Source organism: Vibrio sp. 070316B (assembly GCF_013114115.1).
Lineage (GTDB): Bacteria > Pseudomonadota > Gammaproteobacteria > Enterobacterales > Vibrionaceae > Vibrio > Vibrio chagasii_B.
Genome location: NZ_VTYC01000002.1, coordinates 13,045 through 37,600, shown reverse-complemented (window position 1 = coordinate 37,600; position 24,556 = coordinate 13,045). Strand labels below are relative to the sequence as shown.

At 44.1% G+C, this 24,556-nt stretch carries 26 protein-coding genes; 18 read left to right on the top strand and 8 right to left on the bottom strand.

What is annotated here, in order from left to right; genetic code table 11:
• Window positions 1–78: 78 nt before the first annotated feature.
• Window positions 79–1,326 carry an anaerobic sulfatase maturase gene (locus F0251_RS02550; RefSeq protein ID WP_171730246.1) on the top strand — a complete coding sequence of 416 codons (1,248 nt, stop codon included), beginning with the start codon at window positions 79–81 and terminating at the stop codon, window positions 1,324–1,326.
• A 101-nt stretch (window positions 1,327–1,427) separates the two neighbouring features.
• On the opposite strand, the gene F0251_RS02545 is transcribed toward F0251_RS02550, so the two are convergent.
• Window positions 1,428–2,006: a TetR/AcrR family transcriptional regulator gene (locus F0251_RS02545; RefSeq protein WP_105058553.1), complete on the bottom strand. Its 579-nt coding sequence runs from the start codon at window positions 2,004–2,006 to the stop codon at window positions 1,428–1,430.
• Window positions 2,007–2,325: 319 nt separating this feature from the next.
• On the opposite strand from F0251_RS02545, the gene F0251_RS02540 reads away from it, so the two are divergent.
• From F0251_RS02540 to F0251_RS02505, 8 genes are all read left to right on the top strand, one after another.
• A complete protein-coding gene (locus F0251_RS02540) occupies window positions 2,326–2,982 on the top strand; it encodes a Qnr family pentapeptide repeat protein (RefSeq protein ID WP_171730245.1) in 657 nt (218 codons plus the stop codon).
• 119 nt (window positions 2,983–3,101) lie between these two features.
• Window positions 3,102–3,533: a GNAT family N-acetyltransferase gene (locus F0251_RS02535; protein ID WP_105058551.1), complete on the top strand. Its 432-nt coding sequence runs from the start codon at window positions 3,102–3,104 to the stop codon at window positions 3,531–3,533.
• A 538-nt stretch (window positions 3,534–4,071) separates the two neighbouring features.
• Window positions 4,072–4,515: a PTS sugar transporter subunit IIA gene (locus tag F0251_RS02530; RefSeq protein ID WP_017065190.1), complete on the top strand. Its 444-nt coding sequence runs from the start codon at window positions 4,072–4,074 to the stop codon at window positions 4,513–4,515.
• 29 nt (window positions 4,516–4,544) lie between these two features.
• Complete coding sequence (locus tag F0251_RS02525; RefSeq protein ID WP_061032009.1) at window positions 4,545–5,948, top strand: PTS mannitol transporter subunit IICB; 1,404 nt, start codon at window positions 4,545–4,547, stop codon at window positions 5,946–5,948.
• A gap of 48 nt (window positions 5,949–5,996) precedes the next feature.
• A complete protein-coding gene (locus F0251_RS02520; protein ID WP_061032010.1) occupies window positions 5,997–7,268 on the top strand; it encodes a zinc-binding dehydrogenase in 1,272 nt (423 codons plus the stop codon).
• Between the two features lie 52 nt (window positions 7,269–7,320).
• On the top strand, window positions 7,321–7,839 hold the full coding sequence (locus tag F0251_RS02515) for an MltR family transcriptional regulator (RefSeq protein WP_171730374.1): 519 nt from the start codon (window positions 7,321–7,323) through the stop codon (window positions 7,837–7,839).
• Window positions 7,840–7,849: 10 nt separating this feature from the next.
• Window positions 7,850–8,584: a nucleoside/nucleotide kinase family protein gene (locus tag F0251_RS02510; RefSeq protein WP_171730244.1), complete on the top strand. Its 735-nt coding sequence runs from the start codon at window positions 7,850–7,852 to the stop codon at window positions 8,582–8,584.
• Between the two features lie 15 nt (window positions 8,585–8,599).
• Window positions 8,600–9,346 (top strand): phosphatase, encoded by a 747-nt coding sequence (locus F0251_RS02505; RefSeq protein ID WP_171730243.1) that lies wholly within the window; start codon window positions 8,600–8,602, stop codon window positions 9,344–9,346.
• 115 nt (window positions 9,347–9,461) lie between these two features.
• On the opposite strand, the gene F0251_RS02500 is transcribed toward F0251_RS02505, so the two are convergent.
• Entirely contained in the window at window positions 9,462–9,677 is a 216-nt protein-coding gene (locus F0251_RS02500; RefSeq protein WP_061032013.1) for a hypothetical protein, read from the bottom strand.
• A gap of 448 nt (window positions 9,678–10,125) precedes the next feature.
• Here F0251_RS02500 and F0251_RS02495 point away from each other — a divergent pair, with 448 nt between their 5' ends.
• Window positions 10,126–10,386: a DUF5062 family protein gene (locus F0251_RS02495; RefSeq protein WP_017072477.1), complete on the top strand. Its 261-nt coding sequence runs from the start codon at window positions 10,126–10,128 to the stop codon at window positions 10,384–10,386.
• A 90-nt stretch (window positions 10,387–10,476) separates the two neighbouring features.
• Here the strand turns inward: F0251_RS02495 and F0251_RS02490 are convergent, their stop codons facing one another.
• Window positions 10,477–12,738, bottom strand: a complete 2,262-nt coding sequence (locus F0251_RS02490; protein WP_171730242.1) for a hypothetical protein — start codon at window positions 12,736–12,738, stop codon at window positions 10,477–10,479.
• Window positions 12,739–13,069: 331 nt separating this feature from the next.
• Here F0251_RS02490 and F0251_RS02485 point away from each other — a divergent pair, with 331 nt between their 5' ends.
• Both F0251_RS02485 and F0251_RS02480 read left to right on the top strand, forming a co-directional pair.
• Complete coding sequence (locus F0251_RS02485) at window positions 13,070–13,225, top strand: DUF5993 family protein (RefSeq protein WP_162884309.1); 156 nt, start codon at window positions 13,070–13,072, stop codon at window positions 13,223–13,225.
• 9 nt (window positions 13,226–13,234) lie between these two features.
• On the top strand, window positions 13,235–13,774 hold the full coding sequence (locus F0251_RS02480; RefSeq protein WP_061032015.1) for a disulfide bond formation protein B: 540 nt from the start codon (window positions 13,235–13,237) through the stop codon (window positions 13,772–13,774).
• A gap of 82 nt (window positions 13,775–13,856) precedes the next feature.
• Here the strand turns inward: F0251_RS02480 and dpaL are convergent, their stop codons facing one another.
• The 3 genes from dpaL to F0251_RS02465 all read right to left on the bottom strand — a co-directional run bounded on the left by dpaL (window position 13,857) and on the right by F0251_RS02465 (window position 16,227).
• A complete protein-coding gene (gene dpaL / locus F0251_RS02475; RefSeq protein WP_017072480.1) occupies window positions 13,857–15,035 on the bottom strand; it encodes a diaminopropionate ammonia-lyase in 1,179 nt (392 codons plus the stop codon).
• Window positions 15,036–15,143: 108 nt separating this feature from the next.
• The gene (locus F0251_RS02470) at window positions 15,144–15,527 is read right to left on the bottom strand and encodes a RidA family protein (RefSeq protein ID WP_004732389.1); all 384 of its coding nucleotides are present in this window, start codon (window positions 15,525–15,527) and stop codon (window positions 15,144–15,146) included.
• 22 nt (window positions 15,528–15,549) lie between these two features.
• Window positions 15,550–16,227: a transcriptional regulator gene (locus F0251_RS02465; protein ID WP_017068123.1), complete on the bottom strand. Its 678-nt coding sequence runs from the start codon at window positions 16,225–16,227 to the stop codon at window positions 15,550–15,552.
• A 324-nt stretch (window positions 16,228–16,551) separates the two neighbouring features.
• Here F0251_RS02465 and F0251_RS02460 point away from each other — a divergent pair, with 324 nt between their 5' ends.
• The 6 genes from F0251_RS02460 (at window position 16,552) to F0251_RS02435 (ending at window position 22,774) form a co-directional block, all read left to right on the top strand.
• The gene (locus tag F0251_RS02460; RefSeq protein ID WP_061032017.1) at window positions 16,552–17,715 is read left to right on the top strand and encodes a Xaa-Pro peptidase family protein; all 1,164 of its coding nucleotides are present in this window, start codon (window positions 16,552–16,554) and stop codon (window positions 17,713–17,715) included.
• Between the two features lie 83 nt (window positions 17,716–17,798).
• A complete protein-coding gene (locus F0251_RS02455) occupies window positions 17,799–18,569 on the top strand; it encodes an aspartate/glutamate racemase family protein (protein ID WP_061032018.1) in 771 nt (256 codons plus the stop codon).
• A 23-nt stretch (window positions 18,570–18,592) separates the two neighbouring features.
• The gene (locus F0251_RS02450; RefSeq protein ID WP_061032019.1) at window positions 18,593–19,555 is read left to right on the top strand and encodes a DMT family transporter; all 963 of its coding nucleotides are present in this window, start codon (window positions 18,593–18,595) and stop codon (window positions 19,553–19,555) included.
• Window positions 19,556–19,636: 81 nt separating this feature from the next.
• On the top strand, window positions 19,637–20,632 hold the full coding sequence (locus tag F0251_RS02445; RefSeq protein ID WP_171730241.1) for a DMT family transporter: 996 nt from the start codon (window positions 19,637–19,639) through the stop codon (window positions 20,630–20,632).
• Window positions 20,633–21,598, top strand: a complete 966-nt coding sequence (locus F0251_RS02440; RefSeq protein ID WP_239936418.1) for a DMT family transporter — start codon at window positions 20,633–20,635, stop codon at window positions 21,596–21,598.
• Between the two features lie 24 nt (window positions 21,599–21,622).
• Window positions 21,623–22,774, top strand: coding sequence for a M20 aminoacylase family protein (locus tag F0251_RS02435; protein ID WP_171730240.1), 1,152 nt, complete (start codon window positions 21,623–21,625; stop codon window positions 22,772–22,774).
• A 97-nt stretch (window positions 22,775–22,871) separates the two neighbouring features.
• Here the strand turns inward: F0251_RS02435 and F0251_RS02430 are convergent, their stop codons facing one another.
• Both F0251_RS02430 and F0251_RS02425 read right to left on the bottom strand, forming a co-directional pair.
• Window positions 22,872–23,501 (bottom strand): bifunctional 4-hydroxy-2-oxoglutarate aldolase/2-dehydro-3-deoxy-phosphogluconate aldolase, encoded by a 630-nt coding sequence (locus F0251_RS02430; RefSeq protein WP_171730239.1) that lies wholly within the window; start codon window positions 23,499–23,501, stop codon window positions 22,872–22,874.
• Between the two features lie 3 nt (window positions 23,502–23,504).
• A complete protein-coding gene (locus tag F0251_RS02425) occupies window positions 23,505–24,485 on the bottom strand; it encodes a sugar kinase (protein ID WP_105058543.1) in 981 nt (326 codons plus the stop codon).
• Window positions 24,486–24,556 lie beyond the last annotated feature (71 nt).

Genomic DNA, 24,556 nt, shown 5'->3' with positions numbered 1-24,556 from the left:
GTTGGCCGCTAGATACCGTGTAAAGGAACTACGGACTGTTTTAGCCAATACAAAAACTTTTACATCGAGGTACTTTTCATGACGGCATTATCACTATCAAATCTAAGCACTATTCCTCAATTTAACGGTAAAGCACACAGTAAACTTCAGGCATTGGCCAAACCGATTGGAGCGGTATGCAATATCAGCTGCACCTACTGTTATTACTTGGAAAAGCAACAGCTGCTTGAATACCCTAAGGGCACTCAATATGTGATGGATGAGGAACTGCTAGAGCGGTATATCAAGCAGTACATCGAAGGCCAAAACACTCCAGAAACTATCTTCTCTTGGCATGGCGGCGAGCCTACCTTACTGGGGATTGAGTACTTTAGAAAGGTGGTGGAACTACAAAAAAAGTATTGCCCAAGCTACAGCAAAATCAGCAATGATCTGCAAACCAATGGCACTTTGCTCAATGATGAGTGGTGTGACTTTTTTAAGAATAATCACTTCATTATTGGTGTGAGCATTGATGGCCCCGAACATTTGCATAACCACTACCGAACCAACCGTGCGGGCAAGGGGACCTTCTCTCAAACCATGCGAGGGATTGGTTTTCTAAAGAAGCATGGCGTTGAGTTTGCAACCTTAACCTGTGTGAACGATGTAACGAGCCAACACCCAATAGAGGTTTATCGTTTTCTACGTGACGAAGTGGGCTCAAAGCAGCTTCAGTTCATTCCTGTCGTAGATAAACGAGAAGCGCACACTAATAACCAATGGCTTTCCCATCAGCAAGCGATCATTCCGGTTTCGGGAGAGGTCGAATCTTGGAGTGTTGGTTCTTTAGAGTGGGGAGAGTTTCTTAAAGCCGTTTTTGATGAGTGGTTTGAGTATGATTTTGGTCGAGTACTCATCCCTTACTTTGAAAACTTTGTCGGTGTTTGGATGGGAAGAGACAGCACCATGTGCACCTTGAGTGAAATCTGTGGCAAGGGGCTGGCGGTTGAACCTAATGGCGATGTGTATTCATGCGACCACTATGTTTACCCAGAATTCAAGTTGGGTAATGTCCACGACAAGCCATTATCAACATTGGCGTTTTCACCTGCTCAACAAACCTTTGGATTTGCGAAGCAAAAGTCACTACCTAAACAGTGCCAAACTTGTGAGTTTAAATTTGCTTGCCATGGTGAGTGCCCCAAGAACCGAATCATTACCAGTCGTGACGGTGAGGCTGGGTTAAATTACCTGTGTGAAGGTTGGCTTAAGTTTTTCAAACATATCGACCCTACACTTAATGCCCTTTTGCAAACCAATGGGATGCCGCAGCGTGCAAGGTAAAGTTATCTTCTTGGTGACAAGTAAAAGTCGAAGTAGACAATCATTGAGCTTGAAAACAAAAAAGCTCGCTAAATATGCGAGCCTTTGAGCATGGTCGTTGATTAGTCTTTTGAACTCAAAGCGAGTAAGGTTTCTTCCATCGCATTGCTTAGAATCGAACGATTTCTTTGCATCGCAGCCATTAACGTAGATCCTAGCCAAAGACCGTAAAGCGTTCGAGATAGCGATTCTGGCTCTGCGATAGTGAAATCACCAGCCTCATTGCCTTCTTCAAACAGTTTTGCCATACGTAGGATTATCTTCTCAGCACCTTCTGCCATGGTTGATTGCAATGGGTTAGCAGAGCCAGATACTTCTCCCGCCAGTTTTACGACAAGACATTGGATATTGAAGTCCTCAGTCAGTTTTGATGCGCACCAAAACTCGAAATAGGCTTTAACGCGATCACGACGAGAAAGCGACTCATCACTTAAAAAGTCATCCAGCTTAGCGAGATGCTCATCAAAGTAGTTGGTAAGAAGGATCTCACCAAAGTGCTCTTTAGATTTAAAGTAATGGTAAAAAGAACCCTTCGTGCCTTCAGCTTGGTTGATGATTTTCATTAAACCAACGCCTGCAAATCCGTGTTCATTAATAAGACTAAACCCTGCATCGAGCATAGCTTGTCGCATGTCTTTCATTGGTCTTACTCTTTATGCTGAGAATGAGGAATAGTGTAACTAGCAACATACCAACCGTCCAGTCTAGTACGTTAGGAGGCTGTCAATAATGACTTATTTCGCCAAAGTGACTTTGTCTCTTATTGGTACCTAAAAGCGATAAAACTATTTTTAAGATAAGCGCGTACTATAAAACGAAAATAACCCTCTTAAAATGCTATTTTGGTGCCTTAGAATGGCTAATTTGAGGTGTTTTAAGTTGCTGTTTTTGTTGGTTTTTAATTTGGTGTTTTCTGAAGATCTCAGTGGTAGTCTTAGCTTACTTTCTTTAGGGGGCTAAATGGACACTAATAACAGTACTTATCATCACCACAATTTCGCTCAACAAGATTTGTCCGATATGACTTTCACAGCATGTACCTTCATTCGCTGTGACTTTAGGCGTTGTAACCTACGTGACACAACCTTTATCAATTGTAAGTTCATTGAGCAAGGTGATCTCGAAGGGTGTCACTTTGGTATTGCAGACCTGCGTGATGCAAGTTTTCAGAACTGCCAGCTCGCCATGGCAAATTTTAGCAATGCAAACTGCTATGGGATCGAACTGCGCGAATGTGATCTGAAAGGCGCGAACTTTACACGAACAAACTTTGCCAACCAAGTGAGCAACCGTATGTACTTTTGCTCGGCGTATATTACAGGCTGTAACTTGTCCTATGCTAACTTTGAGCAGGCTTGTTTAGAAAAATGTGAGCTGTTTGAGAACCGTTGGATAGGGACTTACCTTGCAGGAGCGTCATTAAAGGAGTCGGATATGAGCCGCGGTGTATTCTCTGAAGATGTATGGGGACAGTTCAGTATGCAGGGAGCAAACTTGTGTCACGCTGAATTAGAGGGGTTAGATCCTCGAAAGGTGGATACATCGGGCATCAAAATTGTCGCTTGGCAACAAGAGCAACTGCTTGAAACTATGGGTATAGTGGTAATGCCTGATTAATAGGGTTAGCGAAATCTTTGATTAACCGAGAAAAGACGGTTGTTTTGCTTTTCTAACCACTGCTAGACTACGGTTTCGCGGCTGCACATGTTTATATTCAGTTCAATCTAGAGAAAATTATGACTATAGAAAATGTGCTTCCTGAAGATTATGCAGAAATGCTTAAGGTTTGGGAAAATTCAGTCCGAGCAACTCATGACTTTATTACAGAAGAAGATATTGAGTTTTTTAAACCCATCATCATGGAACATGCGTTCCCTGCGGTTTCTTTGAAATGCGTTAAAAATGAAAGTGGTTCGATTGTTGGCTTCGTGGGTGTTCATGATGCAAAAGTCGAGATGCTATTTGTTTTGAATGAAGTTCGAGGACAAGGAGTAGGTACGGTGTTGTTGCAACATGCGATTAAGCAGTTAGCAGCCACCAAAGTTGACGTCAATGAGCAAAACCCGCAAGCGGTAGGTTTCTATCAGCACATGGGGTTCAAAATTGAATCACGCTCACCACTTGATGACATGGGGAAACCATTTCCAATTCTGCATATGACGCTGTAAGACTCGGTTGTCGTATCACTCGGTTGTAATCAACCACAGTCGCTAGAAGAAAAGCCCAAAGCTAATAACTTTGGGCTTTTCCGTATTTGAACCAATGATAACCAAACTATCCATTTGAGGCAGACTTGAATTGGTGCGTGAACGAGATGTCACTTACTTACAAGTGGGTTGTGCTTGTATTTCATACGGGATCTTGGTCACTGATTTAAGCGCGTCAAACCATTAAAACGACCAAATTAAATGTAATCATTATCACAATTAATGCGTGGTCAATATGCGTAAATAGATCTTTATCACGTTCGTGATATTTAACTTTAATTCTTAATCTGATTGCTCTATCAAGTTTACAGTATTGACTTGTTGTTAATAATAAATTTGTAATTAAATTTCATGATAAATATGAGAGGTAGAGAATAACTAATCATTTGACAGTAAAGTTTAAGTGATGGAAGTCTCATTTTGTTGCCATTTCTCTATTCCTCAACTTCCATTGATAATAATCCCAACAACAACGAACAAAGAATAACTGGGATATATTATGCTTTATGACCTTATTGACCACGACTTAATTGATGTTATTAACCACTCTGAATATAAGTGGGAAGATGCTGTTAAGGAAACGACTCGTTACCTGCAAGACAAGGGGTACGTTACCGATAACTACGCAGATGCGATCATTCAGTCAACGCATGATAATGGACCTTATTACGTTCTTTGTCCAGGTATTGCTATGCCTCATGCCCGCCCAGAAGCAGGTGTACTAAAGACAGGTCTTGGTATTCATGTCTTTTCTAACCCGGTGGATTTTGGGTCTGATATGGGGCCTGCCAATGTCTTATTAACATTAGCTGCAAAGGATTCAGATACACACATTGAGGTTATTCAAGCGCTTAGCGAAATGCTGGTTGATGAAGAAAACATTGCCAAGCTGGCTGCTTCTTCTTCAAAAGCTGAAGTGCTTGAAATTATTAAAAGTTACTAATAATAACCTTTGAAAATAAGGAATATAACGTGTCTACAAATATAAGAGCCAAAGTGCAAGCTTTTGGTGGTCATCTGACTGCCATGGTATTGCCAAATATCGGAGCCTTCATTGCTTGGGGCTTTATTACTGCATTATTTATCCCAACAGGTTGGATGCCGAACGAGTATTTCGGTGAGCTTGTTGGTCCGATGATTACCTATTTATTACCGTTACTTATTGGTTATACCGGTGGCCAAATTGTCGGTGACAAGCGTGGTGCTGTAGCGGGTGCCATCGGTACTATGGGTGTTATCGCTGGTGCGGAAATCCCAATGTTTGTTGGTGCAATGATCATGGGTCCATTGAGTGGCTGGGTGATTGTCCAAATCGATAAGCGCCTACAAGACAAGATTCCGTCCGGCTTTGAGATGGTAGTAAACAACTTCTCGCTAGGTATCTTCGGCATGCTGATGTGTCTATTTGCCTACGCGATTGTTGGCCCTGCTGTGACTGCAGCGAACCTGTTCGTTAAATCAGGCATCGAAGCGTTGGTTGCGACTGGCTTCCTACCGTTACTTGCGATTATTAACGAGCCAGCAAAAGTCTTGTTCCTTAACAACGCTATCGACCAAGGGATCTACTACCCACTAGGTCTACAAGCTGCGGCGGAAACGGGCAAATCTATCTTCTTTATGGTGGCGTCTAACCCTGGCCCTGGTTTAGGTATGCTTTTGGCTTACGCTAAATTTGGTCAAGGTCTAAGTAAGAAATCAGCACCAAGTGCCATCATCATCCACTTCTTCGGTGGTATTCATGAGCTGTACTTCCCATACGTGCTAATGAAGCCAATCATGATTCTCGCGATGATTGCAGGTGCAGCGACAGGTATTGCAACGTTCAACCTACTTGATGGTGGTCTAGTTGCAGGCCCAAGCCCAGGCTCAATCTTCTCTTACCTAGCATTAACACCAAAAGGCAGCTTCTTCGCAACCATCGCCGGTGTAATAACAGCAACGATTGTGTCTTTCCTAGTGGCAAGTGCAATCCTGAAAGTTAGCAAGAAGACAGAATCTGAAGATGAGTTCGAGCAATCTGTGACTGACATGAAAGACATGAAAGCAGAAGGCGTAGTGGCTAAAGCTCCAACAGCAGCGGTAAAAGCAGAAGCTAAAGACATCAAATTCGTCGCCTTTGCATGTGATGCAGGCATGGGTTCAAGCGCGATGGGGGCATCAACCTTCAAGCGCAAACTCGAAAAAGCCGGCTTTAATGTTGAAGTGAAGAACTTCGCAATCGAAAAAGTGCCAAGCAACGCGGACGTGGTGGTGACCCACGAGAGCCTTGAGAGTCGCGCAATCAAAGCAACAGGTCTTCCTGTGGTGACTATCAAGAACTTCCTACATGACCCAGCATTAGACAACCTAATGGACACCATCGGTCAGCAAGCTTAATTAATATTCTGGGGTCAGGTATTGGCCCCACTTTTCGGAGATAAAATCATGGTTCAAACAACTGCAGCGGTAATTTGTGGTGAGAAAGACGTTCAACTAAGAACCTTCGATCTACCAAAGATTTCAGATGATGAACTGCTGGTTAAAAACGTTTCAAACAGCATCTGTCTATCGACTTACAAAGCGGCGCTCCTCGGCAGTAACCACAAACGTGTGCCTGAAAATATTGCTGAAGTACCTGTAATGACAGGCCATGAATACGCAGGTGTGATTGTAGAAGTGGGCGCTAACTTACAAGACCGTTTCAAACCAGGTGAACCATTTGTACTGCAGCCAGCAATGGGCTTGCCAACAGGCTACTCAGCAGGCTACAGCTACGAGACATTTGGTGGTAATGCAACCTACTCAATCATCCCTAAAGTTGCGATTGATTTAGACTGTGTGCTGCCATACAAGAGCTCTTACTACGCAAACGCATCACTTGCCGAGCCAATGTCTTGCATCATCGGTGCGTTCCACGCTAGCTATCACACCACGCCTTACGTGTATGAACACCAAATGGGTATTAAAGAAGGTGGCGCGCTAGCACTTCTAGCGTGTGCAGGCCCTATGGGTATTGGTGCGATTGATTACGCGATTAATGGCCCTGTGAAGCCAAGCCGTATTGTGGTGACTGATATCGATGAAGCTCGTCTCGCACGCGCAGAAAGCCTTATCCCGGTATCAAAAGCGACCGAGAATGGTATTGAACTCCATTACGTAAACACAGCGAAAATTGATGATCCTGTTACGTACTTAAAAGAACTCAATGACGGTAATGGCTATGACGATGTCATGGTATATGCGGCGGTTGCACAGGTGCTTGAGCAAGCTGATGAGCTATTAGGTAACGATGGCTGTCTGAACTTCTTTGCGGGTCCAACGGACAAGCAATTTAAAGTACCGTTCAACTTTTACAATGTGCATTATGAATCTACGCATATTGTAGGAACCTCTGGCGGTTCAACAGGGGATATGGTTGAATCCATTGAACTTTCGGAAGCGGGTAAGATCAACCCATCATTTATGCTAACTCACGTTGGTGGCTTACAGGCGGCACCTCACACTATCCTAAATCAACTGGATATTCCTGGTGGTAAAAAGCTAATCTACCCGCATATTGACCTGCCACTGACGGCAATTGATGAATTCCACAAGCTAGCAGAACAAGACCCGTTCTTCGGCGAACTAGACCGAATTTTGAAAGACAACAACTACGTTTGGAACGAACTGGCAGAGAAAGCACTGCTTGAGTTCTACGGCGTTAGCCTAACGGCGTAATCGATGATTTCGTGGCAGCTACACTGCTGCCACGACCAATAAGGAACATGTTATTACGGTGCAAGACGAATTATTAGATGCCTTAGAAGAGTGTGAAACCGCCACTTGTTTTATCCAAACATCTCATAAGCTGATTAGCGTTAAGTTAAAGCATTTGTTACCAAGGGTATTTGTTCAAGATCCTTTGGTGATTGAGTATGCCGTGACCCCTCTACTCAAAGAGGATGGTCCTTTGGTCGAGATTGATGTGGTATCAAAGCTGATGTTTGCGATGGGTAAGATCTCACTAGAGAGTTACGCAGATATTAACTTGTTTGACCAAATGCACGGTTTTGTCGCGCAGCAACAAGAGCCAATTTCGTTTAGTGATGATGTCATTTACGACTTCATCACTAATCAAGCGACGCTCTCGAAGAGCGACGGCAGCATCTATCTTGATTCGATTAACCAGTTAAAATTTTCATCATTCGACTCCTTTTCTCAAGCTCGCTATGAGTCACTGGTCAAAACCGTGTTGAAACTCGCTTGCGAAGGTTTGTTAGAAACCGTGGAGAACGAAATCTTAGATTAAGGCTTTTCATATGAAAGTTTCCCTAAATGTCAGTGGCTTTGAGACTGAAGCTGTATTCCCAGATAACAATATCGAACAAATTCATAAGCCATTGGTTGAAAAGTTTTCTCGCCTCTACCAAGAAAAAAACGAACGAACGGTGATATTCCTGGCTGCGCCTCCCGGCAGCGGGAAATCGACCTTAGCGGCATTTTGGGAGCATCTATCCCAAACCATTCCTAATGTTGTGCCATTACAGGTGCTGCCTTTTGATGGTTTCCACTACCCAAATGAGATTCTTGATTCGAATTACACCATGCGTGGTGAAGAGAAGGTAAAGCTGCGTAGTATTAAAGGTGCCCACGAGACCTTTAACCTCACATCCCTGATAGACAAGCTAAAAAAGCTCAAAGTCCAAGATCCGAAATGGCCATACTATGACCGTAACCTACATGATCCGGTTGATGATGCTATCACTGTTGAAAAAGAGATTGTGGTGATTGAGGGGAATTGGCTTCTGCTCGATGAACCAGTATGGAGTGGGTTGAATGAGTTGGCTGATTTCACCATCTTCATCGATACCGATCCTAAGTTTTTAGAAGAGCGTTTAGTGAACCGTAAGATTCGTGGTGGCTCAACGCCTGAAGAGGCCCTCGCTTTTTATCAAAGTTCAGATTCTAAGAATGTAGACATGGTTTTAAATCATTCTGTAAAAGCGGGCCTGACACTGTACATGAACCAAGATGGTTCTTTTGACATCAATTGATTTTAGGAGGTCGCTATGCAGATCGTCGTCGATAGCCATACTCATACTCTTGCCAGCGGCCATGCTTACAGCACTATTATAGAGAATGCGAAAGCAGCACAGGATAAGGGGCTAAAACTTCTTTGCACTACGGATCATGCTCCTGAAATGCCGGGAGCCCCCCACTACTGGTTTTTCAATAACCAAAGAATTTTGCCCCGTTTTCTTCACGATGTTGGAATCCTTCGTGGAGTGGAAGCAAACATCACCAACATTGAAGGAGACTTAGATCTCGCCCCTTCAACCTATCAGCACCTTGACTGGACCATTGCCAGCTTCCACGAACCCGTATTCCCTCCGTCCACTGAAGAGATACATACTCGAGCCCTCATTAATGTAATTGAGGGGGGAAAGGTTGATGTACTTGGGCACCTTGGTAACCCAAATTACCCGTTTGATATTCGAGCCGTGCTTGAGTGTGCTAAACAGCACAATGTGGCGATTGAGGTTAACAATACCTCTTTGACTGGAAAAAGCCGCAAGGGAAGTGATGTACGCTGCTCTAAAATCGTCGAAACCGGTAAGGAAGTGGGCGTGTATTTTTCAACAGGCTCAGATGCTCACTTCTGTGAAGAGATAGGGCGTGTAGATCTCGCCATAGCGCTCCTTGAAAAGCATGATGTGCCTGAAGAGAAAGTAATCTCGACTTCCACAGCGCGCTTTCTAAACTTTTTATTGTTGAGAGGAAAGAATCGGATTGAAGAGTTTGCAGAGCTCTATTGAATATATTTCTGATGCAATTTGCGCTTGAAGCAAAAACGCCCAAAGTGGATAACTTTGGGCGTTTTTCTTGAAATTTTCTATAGTTTTATGGGCTTAAAGTAATCAGAACCCGAGATCAGTGCATACCCGAACGCATTTTGTCGGCAAGGGCAAAGAATACAAACAGCACAAAACACACCAAAGCAACACAAAGTGAAATTAGTATTGTTGTGGCATCTTTTGTCATTAATGGAACCACGATAGAAGCTAACGCTACCAAGATAACAAGGATATGAACGATTCGTCCGGGAATCGGGTTTTTATGGCAGAATGAAGCCCATAGGTAACGCATTTTTAACACCAGTATAAAATTAGTGGATTTATTCTATTTTCTTAATGAGTGTTTTGTAAATAAGTTTTCGTTATAGGTGACTGTAAATATGAACTAAGTCATTATTATATAAAATTAGTTAAATAACAGTGGTTTATCTATAAAAAAGAGAGTGCTTATTATTTTTATAAGAAAACATAGTATTCGGTATTTTGTTGGATATTAAGCTAAAATTCGCTCCGTTTTGATTTCTGGGCTTAAGATCTCACTTATTGAGTATTTTGTTAAGACACCGTTTGCGTATTGATTTCCGCCCTGTACATGTCAATTAGGCAGGTATCTATTTAGGGGCTGGAATTCGTTTAATGTCATTTATCAAAGAGAGTGTTCGAATTGAGAGCGCGGTAATCTTGTCTTAGATTCAGTTTGGTATACTCAAGGTTCAATCTACGAAGATGATGGAGATGATATGTCGAAAACCGCGAAGATCATGAATGAAGATAAGCTGGTTAAGAAGGCTCTAGAAGTCGGTTTTAAAATGGCAAAGTTGCAAGGTTTCGATTTGCCGAACTCATCTCAACCAATCAAGGTTAAGGCTGTTTATCTATTTCTTGTTGAAGTTAATCAAATCACTCCGTTACCAGACAGTAAGTTGGATGGTGCAAATATTAAGAAGCGCCTAGCGTTATGGATACACAACGCTTTGCCTGATAATGATCCTCTGAAGTAAGCAGAGACTAACTCGTTTTTATGTGTAAAACCTAGCGATCACTCGCTAGGTTTTTTGGCTTTATGGTGATCAATTCAAGTTCGAGATGCTTCAATAAAGTAGTATCAAACCTTGGTAGCCAGCGATCTGTATTTCATCGACATATTCTCCTACTATTCCGTTAGCACTCACGGGCTTCATTGGTGGGTCTAATCGAATCGAGATTTTTCCTGCAGCATAAAAGTCAGCATTTTTCCCATAAAAATCGGTGCGATAGAGAACTCGTCCATGCTCAAACTCTCTGGCTATCACCATGTCTTCTGGACCGCCTTCTACAACCTGTTTATCTGATTGATAAAGGAAATAGGTGTGAGTCGGTAGCAGTGAAACCTTGCCATTAGGTAAGTCTTGATGAGTGACCTGGGATTGCGGAGTGTTGCCAACAATCGTGTAATCCTCAGATTGTGGAGTACGAGTTGAGAGCATCAATGAGATAGGTTCAAACCCCGAAGGAATCACACCTGAAGGTTTTCCAAGAGTGATATCGAGCAATGCTGTGGGCTTATAAGCCATGTTTTTGGGTACGCCCGGTTTCCAGAAGTTATCTGTTGTGGTGTTGTTGCTCCCATACACGTAACTGTTGTTCCATTGATTGAAATAGCTGTGTTCAGGGTGGTAGTTGAGGTAATAGACAGCGAGAGTTGAGTACTGGTCTTGTTGCCAATTCTCTTGGTTGTTTCCAAAGAACTGCACTCGTCCATAGCGCGTAGTGGCTTGTTGAATAACCTTCGCCCCTGAATAGCCGAGTGCTGAGTTATCCCAAAACTTCGATAGCCCGCCATAGCCGCTAAAGCCCGTTGACGGAAATATATAGTGCTCCCTGAAATACAGGTTTCCTGCATCGATAAGGTGCGCTTGCCCATTTCGACCATAGAGGTTAGCCGTTCCAATGTTGAGCCCGATTAATGGTTTGTCATTAACGGCAGTCAATCGTTTGAGAAAGGCGGTGAACTGTTGTTTATAGCGTTCATCCGCTTCAGTTGAGCCTGCGATAGCATCAAGCTCAGTGATGTTCCCCCCAGAGTAAATATCAAATTGATTGCTACCTAAGAGCTTATTGGTGTCATCGTTGTAGGCGCCACGGAGTCCTAGTTTTGTCCAGTGTTGACCATAATAACTGCCCATTGCCATCAATAGCCCGGGATTAGCCAGATTGGTTAGCGACCATGACGAATTTTGGTCCCACATTCGACCAAAAGGAATAACACGGGACTGCCAACGAAATCGAGCTGTGGCAGATTTGTTGCTTCGGTTTTGGTATTCAGCAGGAGATAAGTAGTTGTCGTCGTTGAGATCGGCCGACTGGTCGAAACCACGAATTTTTCTCCAATGCGTTATTTTATCAGAAGAGCGGTTATTTACTGCTGCTGATGCTGATGCTGATGCTGATGCTGATGACAAGTCTTTTCGATCGACTTTCGGAAAGCTATCTCCAAGTTGAACACGGTTTAAACGAGGTCGAATATCATTTGCGTGGCCTTGCCAGCGCACTCTAACAACGTATAAACGCCCACCATCACGGACAAAAGATGAGCCAAAAAATTGGCCGCCACCATAACTTTGGCCACTACCATCATGAGTGCTTGCTCGTAACCAATCAGAGGGCACTTGCCAGCTAACCGCTTGGTTCTGAGTCATGTTCTTGGTGCCATCTTCCGTTATTTCGATTCGAGACCAATCGGTCACATGATTCTCAGCATTCATCGAAGATGGATATTCAATCCGAAATTTTCCTCCTTGTGCAAAGCGTGAAAATTCAAATTCTAAATGGTCAAACTTTTCAGAGTGATAAATGTAGAGCGCACCCCCTTGTTGGAAATGTTCAAAGACATCGGTATCCCAAGGTGTGGGTTGATAAAGGGCAAAACCTGCGTGCATTGCGTCTGCGGTATAACCAACGAGCATAGGCTTGCGGTTTAATAGAGTGTTCTCACCATGAGTCGGGTCAGGCTCTGCAAGGATGGTGTCTTCTGAAAAGTGTAGAAAAAAGTCTTCGTAATCGATGTCGTATCGTTCAGCGATGTCTCTAATCTCGTTTTCGAATGGGCCTGAATTTAACTCTAACTTTTGGTTGTACATGTAGCCTACGGCCTGGGCTTTGGTGTTGAGGCTCGGTTCCGCATTCGCTCCAAACATCAAATTACTATTGTTGAGCTCCCAATCAACCACATCGTGGGCTGATATTTCATTGCCTTGCAAGTCGATCCCTTGCTGATGTTGACTGGGTAGAACGATCGTGTAGTTGGCCCAAATGATATTGGGAAAGGTAAGGCCGGTAAGAAAAATGGCTGAGACTAATCGTGTTGTTTTCATTATGTTTCCTAGCCATTCACTCTTTAAGTGTTGTCCCTGTCTCGTAAGTGTAGCCAATCGTAATATCTATGTTCTGTTTCCGGTTATGTCTAATGCTGAGCGGTGCTCACTTTGCTTATATCGGCGTGTTACTTGCATCTTTGGGTAGGGAAAGCACTCTGTTAGTAACAGTAACTTGACAGGTTAGAGCTTGCTAACAAGTATTAAGTTGATGATTTTAAATCCGTAATCCATAGGTTTTCCGAAATTGAATGATTGAGGGCGTAGGTGTGGATATTCATTTTGACGTTCAATATGACTGGACTTGATAAATAGCGAGGGAATACCTCTTATGATGTCTTTACTGTTTCTACTATTACTCGTGGCGATGTTATGCGCTTTTTTCGAGAAGAAGACCGCGGCTTATGGCTTTTTTGCGGGCTCTGTGATCCTTGGGTTGTATTGGTTCAATCACCATGCGACTGATTCATTACCCATCTTATTGTAAGGAGCTAACATGAATCGAAATCAGTTAACGCTCCTAAATACGCTTGGCCTACTCGGCATGACCGCAGTGCTGTTGATAGGCTTTATCCTTCAGTTTGTGCTTCATGAGTTGCCTTGCCCGCTGTGTTTGTTGCAACGTATCGGTTTCGTGATGGTTGCGTTTGGCTTCATGTTGAATGTGGTTTATGGGCCCCAACCTCGTCACTATGGCATTGTTTTGATCGGGGCCTTGTATGGTGTCGCCACCTCACTACGGCAGGTATCGCTGCATGTGATTCCAGGCACGCCTGGCTATGGTAGTCCTATCTTTGGGATGCACTATTACACTTGGGCTTTCGTGTTATTTGCTGCGACCATATTAGCGGTTGCTGTCATTCTAATATTGACTAATAAAGAGCCATCGCAGGAAGCGTATAAGATGAGTAATTTGGGGCGTGTGGCGTGCTTATTAGCCATCGTCGTGGTTGCACTCAATGCCATCGCTACCTTTGTTGAGTGTGGTCCTTATCAGTGTCCAGATAACCCAGTGAGCTATTGGTTACTCAACTAACTCACATGGTAGTTATCAGCAAAAAGAGAAAGCCACAGCGCTTTGCTGTGGCTTTGTTATTTTGGTGTCTTTTAGATATCAATTAGTTCGATTGATGCAAACCGTTCCAAACTATATCGCGGTAGCGTGCTTGGTTCGTGTCGCCTTCTGTACTAAAGACCATGATGGTTGCATCTCGGTTTAAACCTAGCTGATCACGTACTGCTTGGTCTGCACCTTCACGACAAAGTTGGTACAACAGACCTAACGTAATTGCACCTGACTCACCACTGACAATTTGGCTATCGCCGTGTAATGGGTTTCCTAAAACTCTCATACCATTCGCTGAAACACTGTCTTCAACCGATACAAAATGGTTGCTGCAATCGCGGAGTACTGGCCAAGTCACGGGATTTGGCTCACCGCAAGCAAGGCCTGCCATAATCGAATTCAATTCACCCGATACATTGACCATTTCGCCTTTCACACCTGAGCGGAAGATACAGTCTGCTGCAGCTGGCTCAGCAATAATGGTTTCGAAAGTGCCCGCACCTAGCTTATCAACTAAGTAGCCCAATACACCGCCAGCCATTGCGCCAACACCTGCTTGTAAAAAGACGTGAGTGGGTGACCCAAACTCTGATGCCTGAACTTGTTCAACGGCTTCATCTGCCATTGTCATGTAGCCTTGTGAAATCCATGTTGGGATTTCTTCATAGCCGTCCCAAGCGGTGTCTTGAACAAGCATCCAACCATTGTCTTGCGCAGTTTGGTTCGCCATACGTACCGTGTCGTCATAGTTAACTTCTGTCACGATACACTCGGCACCTAGGCCTTGGATACGGTTTACACTCGCTTGAGATGAGCCTTTTGGCATATAAACTACGGCTTTTTGTCCCATTTCACGAGCTGCCCACGCTACGCCCGTACCGTGGTTACCCGCAGTCGCTGTGGTAAATACCAATGGTTTATCTAATTTTGAAGCCACCGTTTTAAGGTTGATCTCAGAGATATCAATACCTAGGTGTTTAGCTAATTGACGACCAAGTGCGTAAGAGCCACCCAGCACTTTAAAGGCATTTAAACCAAAGCGTTTTGATTCGTCTTTCACCAAGATGGCTTTGACGCCCAATTGTTTTGCCAAGTTAGGAAGAGAGACAAGTGGTGTAGGTTGGTAACCTTCGATCTGGCGGTGAAACTCACGCGCTTGTTGGGCTTGAGAAGCGGTGAATAGTTCGCAGACTTGACCAGTATAGAATGAATTTTTTGATAGTTTTAACATAGGACACACTTAGATACAGACAGATGAATTAAAGGTCATTAAGCGATGGTCAATGACCTTGTTTAGTCGTTCATAGCGACAGGTAGTATTGCGAAAAATGCTACGCGATTACTTGATGTAAGCGATCGCTTCCACTTCAACTAATGCGTCTTTTGGTAGACGAGCCGCTTCAACACAAGAGCGTGCTGGTGCATTCTCAGTCCCGAATACTTCTGTGTATACCTCGTTAAATGCGACGAAGTTTTCCATATCAGATAGGAAACATGTGGTCTTAATAACAGTGTCCAGTGAACCACCGCTTTGCTCTAGTACAGCTTTCAAATTTTCTAGTGACATACGAGCTTGCTCTTTAATGCCACCTTCAACAAACGCCATTGTTTTTGCATCAAGAGGCAGCTGACCAGAAGTGAAAATAAGGTCTTTGAATGCCATGCCTTGAGAGTATGGGCCGATTGCTGCAGGTGCTAGATCTGTATGGATTTTTGTTTTCATTTCATTTCTCTTTATAGGATTTTTAAGCTCTAAACTCGCGGATATATTTATAGATAGCGTGGCGAGTTATACCAAGACGTTCAGATACGAATGCTGTCGCCTCTTTCAATTCGAAAATACCATTCTCAAGCAATAGCTTGGTAATGGCTTTGTTTCGACCTTTCAAGTTGACTGACTCATCGTTATCGACTTCAAAAATAGCGTGCTCAAGTGCTTGCTCAATCACTTCTGTTGTTGAAGCTCCAAAGTTCTCATGCACACCCACAGGGGCATGAGCAATGTCCGGCATTAAAGTTTTTATGATCTCAGGAAACGGGTGAGACAAATTCATGTTGATACAGAATAGTCCAATCGGTTTGCCATTTTCTCCAGCTAGCACACAGGTCGTAGATTTAAGCAGTGACCCATCTTTGCTGGTGGTGAAGTAACTCTTTGGCGTGACCTCACCAGTGCTCTCAAACACACTCAGCATTTTCAGCCCTAGATCGGTGATAGGTGACCCTACTTCTCGACCTGTGTGATGACCGTTCACGATCTTCACCACTGATTTTTCAAAGCTCTCGAATGAGTGAATCACTACCTCACAATGCGGACCAATAAAGTCGGCAATAGTTTCGGCTAAGCGAAAGTTCAGTGCGAGATGCTCTCTGTCATTGTCGGTGAATTCTACGTTAAACGATTTATATGCTGATGCGTTCATTTTAGACCACTGTTGTTAACTTTAATTGCCTTTCATTATCTTTGGTTACTCGATGGATTTCAAGTTGCCAATTAACTTTATGTAACTATAAAACTATACACTCGCTCCTTGCACAAGCCTAAAGTTACAAATAAGTACCTAAAATTGATCAAAATCAACAAAAATTCTGGTTTTAGATGTGTTTGGGTCACTATAGTTAACTGTAAGATCCTGGTCACATTATTTAACTGAAATGTCAGTAAGATGCTCATCGTAACGTAAACAAAATTGAACTATAGGGTCGGTTCGTAATTGCTGACCCAACAATAATAATTAGAGGCCCCAATGACTAACTACCTAAACCGAGGCTTTGAACAAGCTGAGTTTGAAAACAGAACATCACGCGCTCAAAAAGTTATGCATGAGATGAAGCTAGACGCGATGATTTTTACTACGGAACCAAACGTTCGCTATTTTACTGGTTTTCACACTCAGTTTTGGCACAGCCCAACTAGACCATGGTTCGTTGTTATCCCAGCAGAAGGTAAACCTATTGCTATTGTTCCTGAGATTGGTGCTAGCGGTATGGCAGGAACATGGGTTGAGAACATCATTACTTGGCCTTCACCAAGGCCAGAAGATGACGGCATTAGCTTGGTTGCAAGCACGTTGAACTCTTTACCTTGTCGTCACGGCAGAGTTGGCGCGACATTAGGGATTGAGTCTCACTTGCGTATGCCAGTAAATAACTACCTCAAATTAACCACCATGGTTAAGAAAGATTTTGTTGATGTGTCATTAGCGATGCATGAGCTTCGTCAGATTAAATCACAAGCTGAAATAGAAAAAACTCGCGAAATCTGTCGTATTACCAATGTGGGCTTTAGCAAAATTCCTGGGTATGCAAAAGCCGGCATGACCGAGCGCGAAATCTGTAAGCAGTTCCGTATCGATATGTTGCTAGAAGGGGCTGATGAGTGTCCTTATATCATTGCTGGTTCAGGCCCCGATGGTTACGACAGTATTATTATGGGCCCAACCGACCGCATCATTGAACCGGGAGATGTATTGATCATCGATACCGGTGCTGTTCGTGATGGTTACTTCTCTGATTTCGACCGTAACTGGGCATTTGGCTCGGCAAGTGAGCAAACTAAAGCTGCTTACCGTGCTACTTATGAAGCAACAACAAAAGGCTTCGAAGCTGCTAAACCTGGCGCTACAACCACTGATATTTACAACGCAATGTGGGGAGTATTGGAAGCCAATGGTGCATTGGGTAATGACGTTGGCCGTCTTGGTCACGGTTTAGGTATGGAGCTGACAGAGCGCCCGTCTAACACAGCAACCGATAACACAGTGCTTAAACCAGGCATGGTGATGACGCTAGAGCCGGGCATGGTTTACGCACCTGGCAAGTCAATGGTGCACGAAGAGAACATCGTGATCACGGAAGACGGTGCTGAATGGTTGAGCGAGCGTGCTGAACCAGAGCTGATCATTATTTAGCCCCTTACAAACTTAACACCCTACAAAAGCTGACTCTGGACTCCGGAGTCAGCATATAAAAACTATAAAAATACGAGTTTCTCATGCAAACAATAGAACAGTTTCGACAATTTGAAATCCCATTACACCACGTTCAGGCTCCAAGGATTGGTCGAGTTCATATCGGTTTAGTGCAGCTAAGTACTGACCACTCATTAGAGATGGACTGGGCTAAATTACTGGGCACACAAGCAGGAGTGTTTAGCTCCCGTGTTTATTACAGCAGCGAAATGACTCCAGAAGCGCTCGACCAAATTGCGGTTGGGATCAGCGAAGCATCAGATCTGATAGCGACGGGTTTATCCATGGATGTCATGGCGTTTGGTTGCACTTCAGCTTCTATCATTATCGGTGAAGAAAAAGTCGCTAACCTTCTTACGAAAAATCGCGGTGATATTCCCGCAACCAATCCATGGACAGCTGCTCAAGCCGCATTTAAGCACTTGGGTGCAAAGAAAGTTGCCGTGTTTTCCCCCTATCCAACAGAAGTGAATTTCCCTCTTTATCAACAACTGACAGCCGCTGGTTTTGAAGTTCCTGTTTTAGGTTCACTTGGCATTGAGAAAGACACTGACATTACGACGGTTTCAAAGGAATCGATGATGGAAGCGTTGAGCAAGATGTTGCCAGGCTCAGGTGCCGATGTGGTGTTTATGTCTTGCACCAACCTTCGTGTTCTTGACCACATTCAAGAGATTGAAGACCGATTTGGTATCCCTGTCGTGTGCAGCAACTCTGCGATGTTCTGGCACTGCATGCACTTAGTCGGCAACAAAGCTCAATGTCCAGGTTACGGCCAATTGCTAAATCAATAGCAAACACTGAAAGGAATTTAAAGATGAGTAATACAGTAAAAGGTTGGATTGCGGCTATTTTCATTGGCCTGTTATGGGGTGTTCCATGGATCGTTGGAACGCCTATTCTTGAAGTAATGGATGCACAAGTCTTGGTATGGGTTCGCTATACCGTAGCCTTCATTACATTGTTTGTGATTATCCAAGTCAGTAACGCTATAGGTAAACCACAGAAAAAAGTCGACTTTAAACTTAATTGGGCAAATCGACACGACATCTTCTGGGCAGCATGTTGCGGTATTATCGGTCAAGGCGCTTTCAGTTTTCTATCGTTCCTGTCTCTTGACTACATTACCGCTTCAGAAAACGGCGTAATCCAAGGCCTTATCCCAATCATCATTTTATGTGTAGGTTTCCTTCGTCATGGAGAACGCTTTACACCATTACAGATTTTAGCAGCTGTCGGTGCGTTTGCTGGTGTGGCTATCTTGGTCATGGATCCATCGGTTGAAGGCAGTGGGTTCAACATTGGTCACTTGATCTGTCTTGGTAGTGCGGCGAGTTTCTCTACGATGGCTTACGCTCGTGCAAAACTGGCTGAGAAATACGGTTCAGTGGCAACTATGTATCATCAGTTTGTTTTTGCGGCAATTGGTTTCGGTCTTTATCTATTGGTTGTCGGCGCCGATTTCTCATCAGCGCTAGGAATCTTTAGTTCTCCCCTTCGTGTGCTTTGTATTGCGATTCTAGGTGTGGGTATCTCTGGTATCAGTTACCTGATTTACATCTACGCAATGGAACGTGTTGGCGTAGATGGTACTGGTATGGCATTGAACTTAATGCCTCTATCTTCATTTGTACTCGCTGTTTTTGCTCTCGGTGAGGCAGTTACACCAATGCGATTACTTGCGATAGCCGTAGTTATTGGTTCGATGATGATGTTCATGAAGTTTGGCAAGGCGAAGAAAAAAGTGCCTCAGCTGAAAACGGCGACGGAAGCGAATTAACCACTAGTTTCTACATGTAAATCATGAATATTCAGGCGGTGTTCTGCACCGCCGTTATCAAAAATTATGGAAGATAGACAGATGAACACAACAAACAGAGACACATTTTTAGGATGGACTGCTGCCATTGCTGTTGCCTGTATCTGGGGCGTAACTGGGGTTGTATCAAAGCCACTTTCTATGGCGGTTGACCCGATGACATTGGTATTTTTCCGCTACGTTACCGCGGTAATTGGCCTTTCCATCATTTTCTTTTTTACATCACGTAGCAAAAGCTTGAGCGCTGATTTAGGTTCTTCATTGAAGATCGATACCAAAGATATTGGTCGCATTGCGCTTTGTGGCATCGTTGGACAAGGGGTGTTTTCACTGTTTAACTTCCTTTCTCTGTCTCACATTGGTGCGACTGAAAACGGTGTTATTCAAGGCATGCAGCCGTTCGCGACGGTTTTCTTTGGCATGATGTTTATGAACTTCCGCATGAACAAGATTCAGTGGGGTGCTTTTATTGCCTCTGCGGTATGTATCTATGCGATGAGTGTTGGTCCAACAAACTCCATTGAAGGTGGTATACCACTACTAGGCTATGTTTACGTGACGTGTTCAATGCTGGCGCTAGCGTGGACTGCTCACTTACGAGCGAGCCTGGCGGATAAATATGGCTCAGTCGTTTCTATGCTGTACCAATATATTTCAGTTGCTGTCATGGGCATTATTGTTGTGATCACCATGGGGTTAGACTTATCTCAGATCTACATCATATTCTCTAGCCCATTGTTGATTGCTCTGCTTATTTTCTTAGGTACAGGTATCTCTGGTGGTAGCTACTTGATTCAACTTTATTCCTTCAAACGTATTGGTGTAGAGAAAGCGACAATGGCTCTTAACCTAATGCCTTTGGTTGGTTATTTGGTGGCGGTACTAACACTAGGCGAACAGATGGCTCTGGGAAAAACCATTATCGTGTCACTGATTGTTGTAGCACTTTACGTATTCACTAAGTTCGAAACGAAACAAGAAGAGCAGACTACGGAAAGATTGCCTAGCAATAAAAAAGCAACACCGGAAGCGAGCTAAATGATGAAATCTGTGACTAAAGGTTGGATGGCGGCGATTGGCGTAGGGTTGTTATGGGGTTCTGAGGGCGCATTAGCTACCTTGCCATTACAAACCATTGATGCGCGATTGTTGGTGTGGTTACGCTACATGATGGCATTCTTTGTCTTATCTTTAGTCCTGATTTTCTCTGCAATGCTCCACAAGAAAACTCAAAGCAAACCGAAGTTGGCGTTTAGTTGGGCTAATCGGAGCGAACTATTCAAGTTGTTGGTGTGCGGTGTTGTTGGCCAAGGTTTGTTTAGCTTTCTTTCGTTTCTCTCGTTGGACTATATTTCACTGTCAGAAAATGGCGTCATTCAGGGACTTGTTCCCATCGCTATCTTAGCAATAGCTCAGCTTTTTTACGGCGCTCGATTTACTCGCATGCAAATCGTCTCTAGCGGAATTGCTTTGGTTGGCGTCACCATGTTAGTGCTCGCTCCTCCGTTTACTTCTCAAGATAGAGGGGTAAATATCGGGCACCTGATTTGTCTATTGAGTGTGCTGAGCTTTGCATCGGTGACTCATTTGCGTGCTCAGCTTGCAGAAAAATACGGTGCAACTTGCACCATGCATTATCAATTTGGTTTTGCGGCGGTTGGATTTTTCATTTATCTACTGGTTTCAGGCATTGATGTACCAAGTCTGTTACTGGTAATTCGCCCTTCTTGGTCGTTACTCTGCATTATTGTGTTGGGTGGCTTTGTATCAGGACTGGGCTACATCGCATACATATACGGCATAGAGCGTGTTGGTGTTGAAGGCAGCAGTATGGCTTTAAATCTCATTCCTATGTCTGCATTTTTCATCGCTGTTTTGGTGTTTGGAGAACCCATCACACCTTTTAGGGCGCTGGCTGTGGGCTTGATTATTGTAGCAATGACGCTGTTTGCGGCATCTAACAAGTCCCGCGAGATGACATCTAAAACAGTTTTAACGAATTAATTTTAAGTATTTATTGGAGTTTCCATGACTAACATTGCCAACGTTACAGAATGGCGCCGCCATTTACATCAGTACCCAGAATTTGGTACTAAAGAGTTCATCACATCTGAATTCGTAGCGAACAAGCTCGAAGAGTTCGGCATTGAAGTTCACCGCGGTATTGGCGGGACAGGTGTGCTTGGAATTCTGAAAAATGGCACAAGCGATCGCTCGATTGGTCTACGTGCGGACATGGATGCGCTGCGTATTCATGAAAAGAACACTTTTTGTCACGCTTCAAAGCATGAAGGAGCGATGCACGCTTGTGGACATGATGGCCATACCGCGATGCTACTGGGTGCGGCGCAAGAGTTGGCAACCAAGAAGCATTTCGATGGCACTGTATACTTCATTTTTCAACCAGATGAAGAGCGAGGTACAGGAGCGAAAGCGATGATCGCTGATGGCCTGTTCACTCGTTGGAATATGGATGCAATTTACGCTATGCATAACTTACCGGGTATCCCTGAAGGTAAATTTGTGACTCGTCCAAGCTCGCTCATGGCAAGTGAAAGCAGTTTTGAAATTGTGATCAAAGCGACGGGCGGCCACGCGGCGATGCCACACATGGGAACCGATCCGATTGTGGTTGGTGCTCAAGTGGTCACTGCACTGCAAGCCATCGTTTCGCGTCATTTGAGCGCCATTGATGAGACGGCTGTTATCTCGGTGACTAACTTTGTTACTAACGGTACTGTCAATGTGATTCCTTCGCAAGTGACTATTTCTGGTGATACTCGCAGCTTCACCGATCAAGCATTGCACAAGATTGAGAAAGCGATTGAGCGTGTCGTCGCTGGCCAGTGCATGTCAGCAGGTGTTGATTACCAATACCACTTCAACAACAGCTTTCTATCAACGATTAATACGCCGGAAGAGACTGCTCATGCGGTAAAAGCAGCACAGGCGGTTGTCGGTGAAGATAATGTGAATGGAGCTTGTGAACGCTTCACCATCAGTGAGGATTTCTCGTTCATGTTACGCGAAGTAAAAGGGTGTTATGTGTTAGTTGGAAATGGTGTTGGTGAGTGTGGAGGCACTGCTCTTCATAACCCGCACTATGATTTTAACGATAATATTTTGGAACACGGTGTTGGGTTTTGGAAGACGCTTGTAGAGCAACAATTGTCACAGTAAATTGAAGAAAATAGAGCGAGAGGTTAACCTCTCGCTCTATTTGTATGCAATGCGTTCTCAAATTGGTGAACGGTTTGGCTGACTTGGTTTGTTTAGCTTAACGATTCACTTGTTCAACAATCTCACGTGCTAGACGGGCAATCTCATCCCACTCTCCATTTTCAACGAGCTTCTTGTCGACCATCCAAGTACCACCGCAAGCTAAAACTTGAGGTATGGCTAGGTAGTTATCGATGTTTGATGGCGTGATACCGCCTGTAGGCATGAGTCGAATATCGCCGTATGGACCAACGAGCGATTTAACCATGTTGATGCCACCAGAGGCTTCGGCAGGAAAAAATTTGAGAGTCGTTAGTCCCATCTGAAGTGCCGCTTCAACGGTGCTTGGATTGTTCACACCTGGAATGATATCGATACCGATCTCTTGGCATGCTTTAACTGTGTTTGGATTGAATCCTGGTGATACCACAAAGGTTGCGCCCGCTTCTTTTGCTGCGAGTGCTTGCTTACGGTTCAAGATGGTACCCGCGCCGATCAGCATGTCAGGCTGTGCTTGGCGAAGCAGTCGAATCGCTTCAACAGCGGCATCTGAACGGAACGTAATCTCAGCAGCTGGAAGCCCATTCTCTGCCAATACTTTGCCTAGTGGGATGATGTTTTCTGCGTTATCAATGGCGATAACAGGGATAACTTTAAGTGCTTTTAATTGGTCATTAATTGTAGGCATGGTTTACTTCTTAATAGGGTTTGAAAGAGTGTCGGTGATGGATTTTGGGATGATTGCGCCATGATGTTGAATAACTAATCTGGCTAATGCATTACCTTGGTGGCAGGCTTCTTCAATAGAACCTCCAGCGAGATAGCAAGATAAGAAACCGCCGTTAAAAGAGTCGCCAGCAGAGGTGCTATCAACCACAGTTTCGACCGGTGTCGTTGTGATTTTTACGGGCTCATTTGCGGGGTTTTCGCTGATCAAGCAGCCTTCAGCTCCAAGCTTGACAACAACGGTTTTGACACCGAGTGCATGCAGCCTTGTTATGGTGTCTTGTGGTGTTTGATCGCCCCACAACAGTTGTTCATCATCGAACGTGACTAGAGCTATGTCGGTCGTTTTATAACCTAATAGATAGCATTCTTTAGTTGCGGCCTCTGAGCTCCACAGCTTTGGTCGATAGTTGCTATCAAAGGCGATGGTAACGCCACGTTCACGTAGGCCTTCTATGATAGTGAGCAACTTTAGTTGATCGCTGTGTGGCAGTATCGCGAGGGAAATACCACTTAGAAACACCATATCAACGTCACGAAGTTGGTTCGCTATCTTATCGAAATCGGTGTGCTGTACCATGTAGCGAGCCGCAGAATCGTTGCGCCAGTATAGGAAGGTTCGCTCACCAACATCGTCGAGTTGAATCAGATAGAGCCCGGGTGAACGCTGCTCATCAATAAGCACGAACTCGGTTGATAGTCCTTCATCTTGCCATCGATTAAGCATCTCTTGGCTGATAACGTCTGAGCCTAGCGCCGTGACATAGCTTGTTTGTATCGCTGGATTCGCAGTGTTATTACTGCTCATGGGATTGCTAACCGCAGCGCTACGGTTCAAATAGATTGCCGCGTTTAATGTGTCTCCACCATAGCTTTGATGCATGTTACCAAATGGAGATCCATTCAGTTCAATCATGCACTCACCGATGATTGCGATGTGGGTCATAATATAGCCTTAGAAAGGAAAGATTGGATTTGTTCGTATTGAGGAAAGCATGACCATAACGAGATATGGTC